The organism is Methyloversatilis sp. XJ19-13, from assembly GCF_024580155.1.
In the GTDB taxonomy this organism is placed as follows: Bacteria; Pseudomonadota; Gammaproteobacteria; order Burkholderiales; family Rhodocyclaceae; genus Methyloversatilis.
In genome coordinates this window covers 419,694-433,925 of record NZ_JANINH010000001.1, presented here as the reverse complement: position 1 = coordinate 433,925, position 14,232 = coordinate 419,694, and the positions used below count along the sequence as shown (strand labels likewise).

At 64.4% G+C, this 14,232-nt stretch carries 15 protein-coding genes; 13 read left to right on the top strand and 2 right to left on the bottom strand.

Going from position 1 to position 14,232, the window contains the following annotated elements; translation table 11 throughout:
* The first annotated feature begins 34 nt into the window (after positions 1–34).
* From NMQ14_RS02150 to NMQ14_RS02120, 8 genes are all read left to right on the top strand, one after another.
* Positions 35–553, top strand: a complete 519-nt coding sequence (locus NMQ14_RS02150; protein WP_257093054.1) for a sigma-70 family RNA polymerase sigma factor — start codon at positions 35–37, stop codon at positions 551–553.
* Positions 550–1,302, top strand: a complete 753-nt coding sequence (locus tag NMQ14_RS02145; RefSeq protein WP_257093053.1) for a DUF3379 domain-containing protein — start codon at positions 550–552, stop codon at positions 1,300–1,302. Before NMQ14_RS02150 ends, NMQ14_RS02145 begins: the two co-directional genes overlap by 4 nt.
* An 81-nt stretch (positions 1,303–1,383) precedes the next feature.
* Positions 1,384–4,701: a DEAD/DEAH box helicase gene (locus NMQ14_RS02140; protein WP_257093051.1), complete on the top strand. Its 3,318-nt coding sequence runs from the start codon at positions 1,384–1,386 to the stop codon at positions 4,699–4,701.
* A complete protein-coding gene (locus NMQ14_RS19810) occupies positions 4,682–4,867 on the top strand; it encodes a DNA-binding protein (RefSeq protein WP_373457168.1) in 186 nt (61 codons plus the stop codon). Before NMQ14_RS02140 ends, NMQ14_RS19810 begins: the two co-directional genes overlap by 20 nt.
* A gap of 202 nt (positions 4,868–5,069) precedes the next feature.
* Entirely contained in the window at positions 5,070–5,519 is a 450-nt protein-coding gene (locus NMQ14_RS02135; protein WP_257093049.1) for a hypothetical protein, read from the top strand.
* 8 nt (positions 5,520–5,527) lie between these two features.
* Positions 5,528–6,196 carry a hypothetical protein gene (locus NMQ14_RS02130; protein WP_257093047.1) on the top strand — a complete coding sequence of 223 codons (669 nt, stop codon included), beginning with the start codon at positions 5,528–5,530 and terminating at the stop codon, positions 6,194–6,196.
* A 303-nt stretch (positions 6,197–6,499) separates the two neighbouring features.
* A complete protein-coding gene (locus tag NMQ14_RS02125; protein ID WP_257093044.1) occupies positions 6,500–6,844 on the top strand; it encodes a hypothetical protein in 345 nt (114 codons plus the stop codon).
* Between the two features lie 33 nt (positions 6,845–6,877).
* Positions 6,878–7,459, top strand: coding sequence for a hypothetical protein (locus tag NMQ14_RS02120; RefSeq protein WP_257093042.1), 582 nt, complete (start codon positions 6,878–6,880; stop codon positions 7,457–7,459).
* A 392-nt stretch (positions 7,460–7,851) separates the two neighbouring features.
* On the opposite strand, the gene NMQ14_RS02115 is transcribed toward NMQ14_RS02120, so the two are convergent.
* Entirely contained in the window at positions 7,852–8,499 is a 648-nt protein-coding gene (locus NMQ14_RS02115) for a hypothetical protein (protein ID WP_257093040.1), read from the bottom strand.
* A 505-nt stretch (positions 8,500–9,004) separates the two neighbouring features.
* Here NMQ14_RS02115 and NMQ14_RS02110 point away from each other — a divergent pair.
* The 5 genes from NMQ14_RS02110 to NMQ14_RS02090 all read left to right on the top strand — a co-directional run bounded on the left by NMQ14_RS02110 (position 9,005) and on the right by NMQ14_RS02090 (position 11,887).
* Positions 9,005–9,256, top strand: a complete 252-nt coding sequence (locus NMQ14_RS02110) for a type II toxin-antitoxin system prevent-host-death family antitoxin (protein ID WP_257093038.1) — start codon at positions 9,005–9,007, stop codon at positions 9,254–9,256.
* Complete coding sequence (locus tag NMQ14_RS02105; RefSeq protein ID WP_257093036.1) at positions 9,246–9,671, top strand: putative toxin-antitoxin system toxin component, PIN family; 426 nt, start codon at positions 9,246–9,248, stop codon at positions 9,669–9,671. Before NMQ14_RS02110 ends, NMQ14_RS02105 begins: the two co-directional genes overlap by 11 nt.
* 108 nt (positions 9,672–9,779) lie before the next feature.
* Positions 9,780–10,310 carry a DUF3592 domain-containing protein gene (locus NMQ14_RS02100; protein WP_257093034.1) on the top strand — a complete coding sequence of 177 codons (531 nt, stop codon included), beginning with the start codon at positions 9,780–9,782 and terminating at the stop codon, positions 10,308–10,310.
* A 216-nt stretch (positions 10,311–10,526) separates the two neighbouring features.
* Complete coding sequence (locus NMQ14_RS02095; RefSeq protein WP_257093032.1) at positions 10,527–10,940, top strand: hypothetical protein; 414 nt, start codon at positions 10,527–10,529, stop codon at positions 10,938–10,940.
* A gap of 410 nt (positions 10,941–11,350) precedes the next feature.
* A complete protein-coding gene (locus NMQ14_RS02090) occupies positions 11,351–11,887 on the top strand; it encodes a GNAT family N-acetyltransferase (protein ID WP_257093030.1) in 537 nt (178 codons plus the stop codon).
* A gap of 161 nt (positions 11,888–12,048) precedes the next feature.
* On the opposite strand, the gene NMQ14_RS02085 is transcribed toward NMQ14_RS02090, so the two are convergent.
* The gene (locus tag NMQ14_RS02085; protein ID WP_257093028.1) at positions 12,049–14,100 is read right to left on the bottom strand and encodes a TonB-dependent receptor; all 2,052 of its coding nucleotides are present in this window, start codon (positions 14,098–14,100) and stop codon (positions 12,049–12,051) included.
* Between the last annotated feature and the right edge of the window lie 132 nt (positions 14,101–14,232).

Genomic DNA, 14,232 nt, shown 5'->3' with positions numbered 1-14,232 from the left:
CTGTAGGCTTGTCAGCTCATCCCCGGACGACGTCGTGATACTCGGATTCAGCAAACGCAAAAGCTTCGAACAGGCGGTGCGGGCCTTCAGCCCGGATCTTTACCGGTTCGCCTGGTGGCTGTGCCGCGACAAGTTCGTGGCCGAAGATCTGGTGCAGGAAACGTTTGTCCGCGCCTGGAAGGCGTGGGACGACATCAAGGATTCCAACGCCACGAAGAGCTGGCTGATCACCATCGTGCGACGCGAGCACGCCCGGCTGTACGAGCGCAAGCAGTTCGATTACGTCGATGTCGAGCTGGAAGACCTGCAGATCGCCGCCGATCACGAACCGATGGAACTGTTTGAAATGGAAAACCTGCTGGGCAGCCTGCCGCTGACCTTGCGCGAGCCGCTGGTGCTGCAGGCACTGGGCGGATTTTCATGTGCCGAGATCGCCACCATGCTCGATACCACCGAAGGCGCCATCATGACCCGCCTGACCCGCGCCCGGCAGGCGCTGCGCAGCACGCTCACCGCCCAACCGGGCACCGCCAGCCGGAGGGCCGAATCATGAACGCCGACGGCTTCAACTGCATCGACTTCCGGCGCGAAAAGATGGCCGATCCGCGCCGTCTGACCGAAGCGGCGGAAGAGCACCTGATCGCCTGCGCCGGCTGCCAGAGCTTTTCGCGCCGGGTCAATGCGCAGGAGCGCGCGCTGCAGCAGGCGGTGAGCATCGACGTTCCCGACGGTCTGGCCGAACGCGTCATCGTGGCCAGCCGCAGCCAGACCCGCGCGCCGCTCAAGCTGTGGGCACTGGCGGCCAGCCTCGTACTGAGCGTGAGCATGGGCGTGCAGTACTGGCACGCCGCGCCCGACCGCGACCGCATCGCGCTGGCGGTCGATCACGTGATGCACGAGCCGGAGGCGCTGATGAGCACGCGGCTGATTGAACCGGAACGAGTGGCGCAGGTGTTCGAGAGCTTCGGCGCCGAAGTGCGGGTGCCGCTGTCGTCAGTGCGCTACGTGAAGCTGTGCCCGGTGCCCGGCGGCACCGGCTGGCACATCGTGTTCGACACCGACAAGGGCCCGGCCACCCTGCTGCTGCTGCCGCAGAACACGGCAAAGAAGGCGCGCGTACTGACTGCCTCGTACGGCGGCATGGGTGTGCATGTCGAGCCGGGCGGCCAGGGCATGTTTGCCGTGGTGGCCGGCGACGAGGAACAGGCCCGCGCCGCGGCCGGCATGCTGCACCGGCACGTCAGCTGGGTGCGCGCCGACACGCTGACCCAGCGCGAAGGCGCCGAGCGGCCGCGCACCTGAACCCAACTGTAATGCGAGCGGCGGACGCAGGGCTTACAATCCTGCGTCCGTTTTTTTTCGCCTTGTGCGCGCCGTTTCGCAATGGAATTGACCCGCCTGCTTTCGCAGCTCGACGACCGCATGCTCGGCGAGCTGTTCTCGGAAGAGACCATCATCCGCGGCAGCGGCTATGTGTCGCGGGTGGGCGACATCGAGGTCAATGGCCCGACGCTGCGCGCGCTGGTGCGCGGCTCGCGGCCGCAGCCGTATCAGGTGTCGGTGCGGCTGGAACGGCGCGAATACTTCGGCGAACGCACGCTTGAAGTGGCGTCGCGCTGCAGTTGCCCGGTCGGCAACCGCTGCAAGCACGCGGTCGGCCTGCTGCTGGCGGCGAAACAGCAGGGCGAGTTGATCGAAAAGCCGCGCGCCGAAATCCTGCGCTGGGCGCAAACCCTGGGTCAGCGCCTGGCCCGGGACACCGGCTCCGCCACGAAGAAGCGCAGCAACCCGGTGCGCGACGCCATCATCTTTCTGGTCGCGCTGCGCGGCGCGCAGGCGCCCGAGTTCCGGCTGCTCAAGGCGCGCCTGACGCGCGACGGCGCCTTCAGCGGCGACGGCCAGCCCTGGTTCAACTACGAGCAGGCGCTGCTCAAGCCGCCCTCTTTCGTGCACGAAAGCGATCTGCCGGTGTTCCGCGTGCTGCGCGACGCCATCCGAAAGCGCCACAGCAGCACCTTCGTGCCGTTCGAACTGCGTGGCAGCGACGGGCTCGGCGTGCTGCGCAGCGCGCTCGAAACCGGCCGCACCTATGTGCTGGACAGCGGCGCCGAGGGCACCGCCCATCTGCTGGCGGCCGGCGAACCGCGCCCCGGCCAGCTCGAATGGCAGACCGAAAAGCTCGGCGTGCGCGCCCTGCTCGCCTGTACACCGCCGGCCGACACGGTGGTGCCGACCGAACCGCCCTGGTATGTCGACGCCGCCCGAGGTCAGGCCGGCGAAGTGCTGCACGCGGACCGCGCCGCGCTGATGGCGGTGCTGGAACTGCCGCTGCTGTCGCCGGCCGAACTGCCGCTGATCGCTGGTGCGCTGGCCGAAGTGGCGCCCGCGCTGCCGTCGCCGCTCGGTCGCGACGCCGCCAATCTGCCGCTGCTGACCGAGCCACTGCGCCCGGTGCTGCAGCTGCAGAGCCTCGCCGTGTGGCATGTGAAACCGCATCGCCGCTACGACAAGGCGCTCGGCCACACGCTGTACGACCTCGCCACCGTTTCGCTGCACTACGGCCAGGCGCGCTTCGCCGCCACCGACTCGTCCGATCTCGCCACCCTGCCGAGCGGGCGCGCGGTGCGCGTCAAGCGCGACCTGGCGGCCGAAGTCCGCGCGCTCGCGCTGCTGAGCGAGGTCGGCTTCGCGCCGCTGCAGGCGCGCTGGCTGCAGATGTTCGACCCGCTGCCGGTCGGGGCACTCGGGCTGGAAAGCGAAGCCGCCTGGGCGCGCTTCTTTTCCGCCGAAGCTGGCGTGTTGACCCGCGCTGGCTGGCAGATCGAATGCCCGCCCGACTTCCGCCACCGCGTGCTGGTGGTCGACGCGTGGTACGCGGATCTCGACGAGAACGAAAACGGCTGGCTCGAACTGTCGCTCGGCATCGACGTCGGCGGCCGCCGGCTCGATCTGGCGCCGCTGCTGTACGCCCTGTTCAAGCGCGACGGCCGCTGGCTCGACCCGGTCGCGCTCGACCGCATGCGCGACGAAGACACGACCGAACTCAGTACGCCGGAAGGCGAGCGCATCGTCGTGCCGGCCGGGCGCATCAAGCCGCTCGCGCGCACCCTGGTCGACCTGTTCGACAGCCCGACCGACGGCGCGCTGCGCGTGTCGCGCATGGACGCCCCGCGCCTGACCGAGGCGCTCGATGCGAAGTGGGCGCGCGCCGGCTTCCAGTCGCTGGAGAAATGGGTCGAGCGGCTGCGCGGCATGAAGGGCATCGCGCCGGTCGCCGAGCCAGCGGGTTTCGGCATCGAACTTCGCCCCTACCAGCGCGAAGGGCTGGCCTGGCTGCAGCATCTGCGGGCGCACGATCTGGGCGGCATCCTGGCCGATGACATGGGGCTGGGCAAGACCGCCCAGGCGCTGGCCCACCTGCTGACCGAAAAGCTCGCCGGCCGGCTCGACCGCCCGGCGCTGGTCGTGCTCCCGACTTCGCTGGTGTTCAACTGGCAGCGCGAAGCCGAGCGCTTCGCGCCTGCGCTTCGCGTGCTCAAGCTGCACGGCGCCGACCGCAGCACGCTGTTCGAGCAGATCCCGCAGCACGACGTGTGCCTCACCACCTACCCGCTGCTGTGGCGCGACCACGAAAAGCTGGCCGCGCACGACTACCACCTGCTCATCCTCGACGAGGCGCAGACCGTGAAGAACACCGGCAGCCAGGCGGCAAAGGCGGTGCGCCTGCTGCGCGCACGTCACCGGCTGTGCCTCACCGGCACGCCGATGGAAAACCATCTGGGCGAGCTGTGGGCGCAGTTCGACTTCCTGCTGCCCGGCTTTCTCGGCGAATCGAAGGATTTCACGCGCAGCTGGCGCACGCCGATCGAGAAGCACGGCGACCTGATCCGGCGCGAACTGCTGGCCCGGCGCGTGGCGCCCTTCATCCTGCGGCGGCGCAAGGACGATGTCGCGAAGGAACTGCCGCCCAAGACCGAAGTGCTGCGCACGGTCGAACTGACCGGCCGCCAGCGCGACCTGTACGAAACCGTGCGCGTCGCGATGGACAAGCGGGTGCGCGAAGAAGTCGCCAGCCGCGGCTTCGCGCGCAGCCGCATCGTCATCCTCGACGCGCTGCTCAAGCTGCGTCAGGTGTGCTGCGACCCGCGCCTGCTGAAGACCGACGCCGCGCTGCGCGTGAAGGAACGCGCCAAGCTCGACCTCCTGATGGACATGCTGGAAAACCTGCTGGCCGAAGGCCGCAAGGTGCTGGTGTTTTCGCAATTCACCGCCATGCTCGACCTGATCAAGACCGAACTGGACGACGCCGGCATCGGCTCGGTCATGCTGACCGGCGACACCACCCACCGCGAAGCCGTCGTGCGCCGCTTCCAGGAAGGCACCGTGCCGGTATTCCTGATTAGCCTGAAAGCCGGCGGCGTCGGTCTCAACCTCACGCACGCCGACACCGTCATCCACTACGACCCCTGGTGGAACCCGGCCGCCGAAAACCAGGCCAGCGACCGCGCCCACCGCATCGGCCAGGACAAGCCGGTGTTCGTCTACAAGCTCATCGTCGCCGGCAGCATCGAAGAACGCATCGTCGCCCTGCAGGAAAAGAAGGCCGCCCTGGCCGAAGGCATACTCGGCAACGACGAAGCCGCGCTGGAGAAGTTCGGGGAGACGGATCTGGCGGCGCTGTTTGAGCCGTTGGCGGAGTGAGCGCGACCTAGATAGCGCCTGGGGAATAAACGAAGTCCGGCGGGACAACGGACTGAGCCATGAAAGTCTGTACCAAGCCGTGAGCGAAACCGGCAACCCGGGCAGCGCCACCGTACTCAAGATGGCGCGGGCGCTAGGGGTTAAGCTGCGCGCGCAGGCAACGTGACTCTTGTGCTTCCAGGGGAAACCACGCGCCGTCAGCAGCAGCTCATACGGAAATTTCATGGTTGAAGTTGGGGAAGACCTTGTCAGAATGCAGGCGGCGTGAGGTGAGGTTTTTCGCGCCAGTTTTAAGGACTGAACATTCAGCAGCGCTCCACGCAAAGCGTTGCTATGGAAGCGCATCCCGAAAATGTTAGACGTTGCCCATGCACGAAGTGATCACTCGCTTTGACAGAGTTTTTGATGTAGTTCGTATCGAGGCTGGTGATGGAACTCATCGGCATACACTCTTTGGATTCCAGAATTCGAAGATGCGTCAATGTGGTGTAAAGGTTCCTGGCTGGCCCGCAATAGCGCCGGACACGTCTTATGCAATCGTCTTGAACAGCCAAGACAATTGGCAAAGCATTGAGGGGTGGATAAATTTAGAAACGGGTGAGGTTGCAAGAAATCATGCATCAGCCTCAGCGGCCATTACAGTATTTTCAATCTTCGTCCTTGTGATGCTCTTCCTTAACGACGTGAGCTCGTGGCCAACCACCATGTTTCTACTGTTGACTGGTGGGATTGCCACCTTTCACCTCCGGAAAGAGATGACGGTCAGCCGTGTGTTAAAGCGTCTGTGCAAGAAGCATTACATACCGGGGCTTCCATAGCCGACTGCATGCGTCGGAAAGCGGCTCGGCCGGATGGGGCGACCGCGCGCCACCTCCTCGCCCTGCCCGAGGTGGTCCTGATGAGACAGGACAGAGCACACTCCCGTCGACTCGCGGCGACCGGCCACCCACGCGAACTGCCATCGGAGACCACCGCCATGCGCCTCTTGTGCCTCACCGCTGTTTGCCTTTCCCTGCTGACCGCCTGCGCTTCGCCTTTCTTCGACGTGGGTCGAAGCGAAACCGTGCTGCCGGTCAGCCGGGCATGGGTCGATGGCAGGATCGTCGAGTACATCGTGACCGACGTGTCCGATCTGACCATGGCCAGAATGACGGGCACGAACTACGTGCCCAGTCTGGCTTTTGCGCTCGACTCCGCACCGGGGCAGTCGCTGATCGAGCGCGTCTACAAGTTCCCCGACGAGGAACAGATCAGCATCTTCCAGTCGGCCCCCGATCCGGTGGGCCCGGAAAGCCAGGATAGAAGCTACAGCCCTTTGTGGCGGGTCGTCCTGGTGCGGTGGAACACGGCGGCGCCGAAACGCGAACTCAAGTCGGAAGAGGCTCTTCTGGCCGCCGAAGAAAGGCTGGAGGTTTCGCTCGAAGTCACCGACATCGTCGTCAACTGCCCGGTCACGCGCAGCGGCGACGGTCAGTCCCTAAAGGGCGTGCGCTAACGCCCGACCTGTCGCTGGACGGGCGCCCTGCTCCGCGGCGAGTCCATCCATCCGGCTTCGGTCGGGCGCTCATCCCGTTCGATTGCGCACCTCGAGTGTGATCCGCCCGGCTTCTGCAACCCGTCAAAAGGCTGATTCCGGAGTGAACGGATGCGTGGTGAACTACGCGCAGCCCGATGCAATCATCCACCCGCAAGACATGCGCGCGAGCATTTCAGGGAGCGTTTGGCCGGTCCGTCACGCTGGCCGGACGTCCGGCATCGATCCCCGGCACACCAGGCGCCCGTCCATGCCCGAGACATCATGTCGCGCAAAGCCGAATTCTTCCCGAGAACGCTGCTCATCCTGTGCGTCCTGCTGTCGATCATCTATCTGTATGAATTCGTGCGGAATCCGACCGTGAGCGCATCGTGCGCGGCCTTGATCAACTTCGGCGCGCTGTATCTGGTTCTGACTGGAAACCGGATAGCCACGTACGTATCCGCCGCGGCCTTTGGCGCCTTGAGCACGGTAGGCGTGTTTGCCTGCATCGATTCACCGAGGAACCTTGCGCTCTTGTTCACCGCGCTTGTCTATGCGGCCTCAGGCATCTATTTCCTCTCCCCTTCGATGCAGAGGTTCATGCAAGAAAGGGACAAAAGGCCTTGACCGAATAACGATTTTTTACCAAAGGGGAGTTTGATGAAAAAAACAGTCGGCACGACAGGAAATAAAGCAGCAGGCTTCGCACGTATCCTTGCCTCGGCCCTCCTTGCATCGACACTCGTCGGCTGCGCAAGCGCGCCCATACCGATCAACTATGCGCCAAGCTCTGTCAAGTCGGCGAATGGTTCGCTGTCGGTATCCGATTTCAGATATCTGCCATCCGAGCCGTCAACCACAAAGCCCATTCCGCCGAATCTCATCAGAAACACGGCAATGGGCGAAGTGCTCATAGACCGTGACGTCAAGACGCTTGTTCGGGATGCCGTGTTTTCCGAATTGCGATTTGTCGGAATCAAGACCAACGACCCGAAGAAGGTCCTGTCCGGTGAGATCGAAGAATTTCTCATCGACGATCTCGGATACAGCGTCGACTGGACGCTCCGAATCAAGTACGTCGTCGCGGATGCAAGTACTCAACAAGTGCTGTTCGAGTCGGTCAAGAACACGCAGCGAAAGACCGCAAAGTTCGCCAATGCATTCGGCGCCCTGAACGAAACGATCAAGCTCAACGTGGAAAGCCTGCTCGACGATCCTGCCTTCACAGCAGCGATCGACTGAGTCGTCCGCGGCCTGTCGCAGGACGGGCCACTTCGGGGATCGGGATGCGCCGGCCCTGCAAGCATCCGGCGACGGGCGCTCACAGGCGCCCCCCCCCGCGAGGGGCGTGGAGAGCGCGGCCAGCGCGGTGGACATGAGCAGGCTGCTGGCAACGGAGCCGTACATGGCGTTGAACTGGCTCGACATTCCATTGGCGCCGACCGACAGCGAGGACAGCACCACCACGGCCTGCGTTTCGGTCGGCGGCAGGTCGAGCAGCCGCGCCAGCGCCCACACTGCCCGAAGTGAACAATAGTGAAGCAGCTACGTTTCCCCGCTCCGGCCGAGCCGCCGTCAACACGAACAAGGGCCAGCCGGCCCTTGCCGGGCATCTGCCCGGCTGCGTCGCGCGCTCAGATGCGGCGACGGCGCACGACGAGTGCGGTCAGCATCAGGCCGGACAACAAGAGAACGGCACGATCGGCTTCCGGAACCGGCGCCAGCACGAGGTTCATGCGGTAGCGAAACGCGCCGTTCGACGTTTCCTGTATCCACAAGGTATAGCTGCCGGCGGCAAGCGGCGCGCTGAAACCGACCGTTCCGATGGCGGCTGCCATGTCGTCGAGAATATCCTGGCCCCGATCGGCGCTGCCGTAGATGTGATAGCCGAGCAAAGCCGATGCATCGGGCGTGCGTTCCGGATCGGTCATCACAGCTCCCGCTGCCAGGCCGATGAACGAGCCCTGGTTGCCGAAAGTGGTCTGCTGTCCCACTTTCAGCTCCTTGAGTACGTATCCGTCGGGCACGATGAAGTTGAGGTAGTCGCGGTCGATCACGCCGTTCGCCCGACCGATACGGCCGGTTACCACATTGCTGCCCGCAACGGCATGAGAACCGTCGGGTCCGAGCATCAACACCGTCGGTGCCAGATGGTCGTTCGACAGGTCACCCAGCACGTCTTCGTCGAAATCGCTTGCCAGCACACTGCCGGACGTCGCGATGCATGCAGCGGCAAACAGCGCCCGGACGCGCCGCACGCGGCGGAGATTGAACCTGTTCATGGCGGACTCCCGAAGAAAGTTTGAAGGTGGATGCCCGGACCGGAAAGCCGGGCGCCTGCCGAACGCTAGCGCCGATATATGACGCTTTCAGCGTCTCCGGTCGCAAAGCGGCTTCGGGTTGAACCGCGGACAAGATGGCACACGCGCAAGGCAGGACATGCAATCGCAATGACCGCCCGCGAGCCCGGCACCGTCTCCGCGCCGCGGGTCGATCAGCCGAAGTGAACAACAGGGGACGTAGCAACATTTCCTCGCCGCGCTCCTTGGCGCCATCTTTTTTCGGAAGGGACGGCGGTATGGATCACCGGTACGTTTTCAGCTCTGCTCGCCAAACAACCCGGAAGAAATCCATTCCAGGAACCAAGGCTGCCTGCGGTTTCGACGTGACTGGCGTCGGTCGCTCTCCTGCTTTCGTGCTGTAGGGACTTACTACAGCACGGCAGTCGAATCGAACGATTCGTCTGTTATGATCGTTCGTCGATTTGTCCAGATCGGGATTTTCCCCATGGAAACATTCACCGCCAACCAGGCCAAGACGCACTTCGGCGAGTTCATCGACCGTGCCCAGAAGGCGCCGGTACGGGTGATGCGGCGCGATCGTGTGGTCGGCGTGATGGTGTCGGCCGAAGACTATGAGGCCATGCGCGCGTTCTACGCCGACCGTCTTCAGCACACACTGCAGCGCAGCGCGGACACCGCGGCTGCGGCCGGCCTGACCCCGGAAAAGCTGGCCGACCTGCTTGCCGATGAAAGTTAGGCGGGTCGTGATCGACACGAATGTGTTGATCAGCGCAGCGTTGTCGGCCAGCACCCCGCCTGTGACGGCGGTCCGTCTCGTGCTTTCGCGCGGCCGCCTTCTGTTTTCTCCAGCGACTTTTACCGAGTTCGAAACCCGGCTGTGGCGCCCGAAGTTCGACCGCTACCTGAGCATCGAAGCCCGTAAAGCCTTGCTGCACGATTTCGATGCCGTCGCCGACTGGGTCGACATCAGCCAGATTGGCCACTACAGCCGCGACCCGGATGACGACAAGTTCGTGCAGACCGCGCTTGATGGCGACGCTGAACTGCTGGTCAGCGGTGACCGCGACCTGCTGGACATGGGCACCGTGGTCGGGCTGACCATAATGACGCCCGCAGACGCGGTCGAAGCACTGCTGAACTGGGCGCCGTGACCAACCGTCCCTCCCGGGCGACGGCATCAAGAGCAGAGGTCAGACCTTTTTCTTGCGTCACTCAAGTCGATCTCGGTCGTACGCTGCGCGGCCAGCCTCACCCCTTGCATGACCTCGCCGCTCTTTTCACCTGATGTTCGCCAACCGCGCGTGGCGAACGTCGCCCGAACTCGAACTCGAACTCGAACTCCCACTCACTACACCATGACCTTCAGCCCGATCAGAATCATGTGGAACGACTGGCCCGCGCTGGCGTCATGGGTGGCGATGCCGATCACCTGGGCCATCCATTTCGGCTTCCCGTACCTGTACGGTGGCGCCGCGGCCTTGCCGCTGGTGCTTCCGGTCGGGGTGTCCGTCGCGCTCATCGCCGTGCTCCTCTGGCGCATCAAGCGTGTGGCCGATCTGTTCGCGCGCGGGGCGACGGTGAGCGGCACGGTGACCGACCTGATGATTGCAAAGGATCGCGGGCAGTTGGTGTTCGAATTCGAAGCCCTAGGCACGCGGGTTCGAACATGGATGCCGATACACAAGACGCGTGATGTGCTGTCGCTGGCCCGTGGCGACCGGGTGGACGTGCTTTACGACGCGAAGAAGCCGCGCCGGGCCATCGTCAAGTGCCTGTTCGTTGCGAGATGAAGGAACGATATGCGGGGCGTTGCACCATTCGCTCCCGCGACCATACCCGGCGGCGGCCTCAGACGCATTATTGAAGGGCCAGCGCGAGGCCGGCGATCGGGAATGACGCCTTTCAGACCGGCTGCCTGCAACGCGCCTCGGGCGCACATCGACGGTGTCGCCGGCCTGCCCGGTTGATGCCGGAATCAGCGGGCCTTCAACCGGAGATTCCGGCACATGCCCCGCCTGCGCCACAACGAGTCCTCGCCGCGCAAGCAGCGGTCTGCCTCCATCGAAGTCGCCCGCGCCTTCATCGACGGCTGGCAGGCGGCTCACCCTGACGGCGCGGTGGATGTGCCGGGCGTGTGGTTCGAGCCGATGCCCGAATTCGATGGCGCGGTGCTGGACGCGAAGTACGCGGGCACTGCCAGCACGCCGCCGAGCGATGGGCAGGCGGAGAGACTGCTGATCAGCGCGCCGATGTGTGTCTCTTCTGCCATTCGTCAAAGCACAGCCACAGCGGACGCAACACGATTGATCGAAGCCCTTCTAAGACGTCGGGTACGTCTCGGCGGATCCGACCTTCGAAGCCCGAGATTGACGCCGGGGCTTCGCCGGGAAGCGAGTCATCTGCTTCGGTCTGCGCGATGAACCTCCTGTCGTGGTGGGCGGCACGCCGCGTGGCACGGATCGCCATGGTTTCAGGACGAGGGAAGAAACGACCGCGAGCAGGCGCGCAGCAGGCCACAGAGCCTGGGGCAGATCCGCATGGCAGACTGCCGCAGCAGGTTCGCGCCGAACGAAGGCGGGGTGGATACCGGGGGACAGGCGCAGACGCGGGACAGTCCGCGCGGGGTCATGACGATTTCGAACGCATTTCCAGCCGCCAGTGGGGCGTTGCCTGGCCGGAGGGTGCATCGATTCGCGCCGTGGCGTCCGCCGCCGCGTCTTTTCGGGTCGCGGCCACATGTCCGGTGCCATCGTCCACGAGCTGTTCGCACGCTGACCGGGCGGCACGCTGCCTTCATCATCATGCAGGACCAATCATCGGCTTCCATTCCATGAGCACCCGCATCCGCCCGGCGACGACGTCCGATCGCGAACATGTCCGCGACATCCATCTGCGCGCGTTTCCCGACAGCGAGAACCGGCGGGTGGCGAAGCTGGCCGTCGAGCTGCTCGACGAACAGGGTGATCCGCCGACGATTTCGCAGGTGGCCGAACTGGATGGCCGCGTGGTCGGCCACATCGCCTTCAGCCCGGTGAAGTCGGAAGACGCGCCGGACTGGCTGGGTTACATCCTCGCGCCGCTGGCGGTTCTGCCTGAATGCCGGAACGCCGGCATCGGCTCGGCGCTGGTCGAGCACGGCATCGAGTTGCTCCTGGAGCAGCCGGCTGATCGGGTGTTCGTCTATGGCGATCCTGCGTATTACGGCCGCTTCGGTTTCGGCGCCGAAGCGGCCGCGCACTTTGTGCCGCCCTTCGCACTGGAACACCCCTTCGGCTGGCAGGCGAGGGGACTGCGCGAGCATGGCGCGACGGGTCGGACACTCCGGCTGGCGTGCGTGAAGGCGCTGTGCGACCCGGCGCTGTGGTGAGGGACTGCCGTGCGCTGCACGGCTGGCGGCGCCACCCTGCCGCGTCCTCGCGCCTTGCCGACCACTCCGCCAACCGTGCCCGGAGCGTCGATCAACCGAGGCTTTCAGGTTGAAAGGAGCCACCGCTGGACGCGTCTTCATCGCGCGCCGCGTCGGAACAATCAGAGCTTGAGGTTCAGCGACAGGTAGGCGGCACGGCCAGGGCCGGGCGAGAAGGACGGCTGGTGGCTGCCAGCCGGGAAAAAGAAGTTGTCGTACCAGACGTATTCGAAGTCGCGATCGGCGATGTTCCGGACCTGCAGATCGAGGCTGGCGGTCCTGGACATCGTGTAGCGTACGTTGGCGTCGAACAGCACGAATCCCCCGAACTTACCCTGGGCGTTCAGATCGTCGATGTAGTAATCGCCCTGGGCCCGACCCTGCAGGCCGAAACGCCAGACCTCCGAAAGCCGGTATTCGGCGCCGACGTTGCTGATGAAGCGCGGCGTCGAGAACACTTCCTTGCCGGCCAGCGACGTACCGGTCGAGGTGAAGGCGCTGATCACCTTGGCTTCCTGCACCGAGTGCGACAACCAGACCTCCAGCCGGTCGGTGAGGCGTCCGGAGAACTGCAGATCCACGCCTCGCCGGCGCGTTTCTCCGAGACCGACCGTGGTGCCCGTACTCGGCATGTTTGCCACTTCGTCGGTGGCATCCTGCTGCCAGACGGCGACCCGCATGTCGATGCCGGCCGTCGGGGCGAGCTTGACGCCCACTTCCCTGCCGGTATTGATCGATGGCCTGAATTCGCTCTGCCCCGGCGTAAGGTAGGCCGGCGCCCGCGATCCGGTCAGCACCTGGAAGGTACGGCCCCAATTGGCATACACGCTGAGGTTCGGTGTCAGGCTGTAGACCACGCTCAACTTGGGCTGGTCGATCCAGCCAGTGTCCTGCAGGTCTGCACTGACGCCGGAAGTCCTGATCAGCGTGTCGCCGGAAAACCGGTCCAGCCGGTAGCCCGGAATGATCTTCAGTGACTCGGTCGGCGTGATGATGGTCTGTACGTACGCACCCACATTGTTCAGCGAGTAGACGTCGTAGTTCTGCACGAAGGTGGGCGTGCTGAAGTCGGTGGGTACCGCGAAGGGGTAGCGGAAGCGGCGGTATTCGTTCTTCTGGCGCTCGACGTTGAGGCCGCCGTCGACCGTGATCAGTTCGTTGGCTCGCCAGGTCAGCGTGCTCATCAGGCCGAACTGGTGCTCGTCCCAGATACGCCGCTGCCGCGGTGCGGTACCGACCGGGTTGCCGCTGAAGGTGACCTGCCGGTCGTCCTTGTAGGTGTTGAAGTAGAGTTTGTTGCTGAGGAAGGCGGTGGGCGTAATGGCCCAGTCCAGATGGGCGCTGATCTGGCTCATGTCACGATCATCGCGGTCGTTGGCATTCTTGGCCGACGACTGCCTGCGGCTTGCCGCGAGTTCGGCGGCGGTCAGAAAACCCGGTTCCTCGGCCTGATGGTTGTAGGCGCGTACGATCAGGCCGGTCTTCACCGCTCCATCGGCTGAAGTGACGAACCACTTGGCTCCGAAAGTGTATTTCTCCGATTCGGAATGATCGCGGTAACCATCCGAATCCTGTTTGGCGAAGAAGTAGTTCTGCGAGAAACCATTCGATTCCCGTCCCACGGCGAGTTGCGCCTCGCGCGTGTTGAAGCTGCCGTAGGTGAGGCGGCCGTCAAGATAATTTCCGCCCTGGCGGGTCGCGATGTTGATGTTGCCGCCGATGTTGTGCAGGCCATAGCGCGGATCATTGGTGCCGCGCACCACTTCGATGTAGTCGATCTCCAGCGGGAAGATCATGTCGATGAAGCGCTGGTTGCCGCTGTTTACGTTACTCGGAATGCCGTCGATCAGCACCTTGATGCCATTGATGTAGCCTTCGCCATTGAAGGCGCGGAAGGTGACCTTGCCGGACTCGGCGCCCATGCGGGTTTCGGTGAGCTGCATGCCGGGCATCTGGCCAAGCAGTTCCCAACTGTTCATGACGGTCTTGTCCTGCACTTTGTCGCTGCCGAGAATGTCGACCGAACTGAGTACCTGCGTGCTCAACAGCGGACCGTGCTTCGGGGCGCGGATGGTGACCTCGCCGATCACGATGGCCGGGTCGGCGGCCTGCAGGCCGAGGCTGATGGATGAAAGGGCCGATGCGACGGCCAGAGAGAGGGCGGTGCGTGTCATGGTCGAACTGTCCTTGCGGATACCGATATCCGATAGCGGGTGATCCGGCGCCGCGCAGCGGCGGCCGGAAGACATGCGGCGCGCGGATCCGGTCTGCCGGTTGGCCGCTGCGTCACATCTGACGTGAAGGGG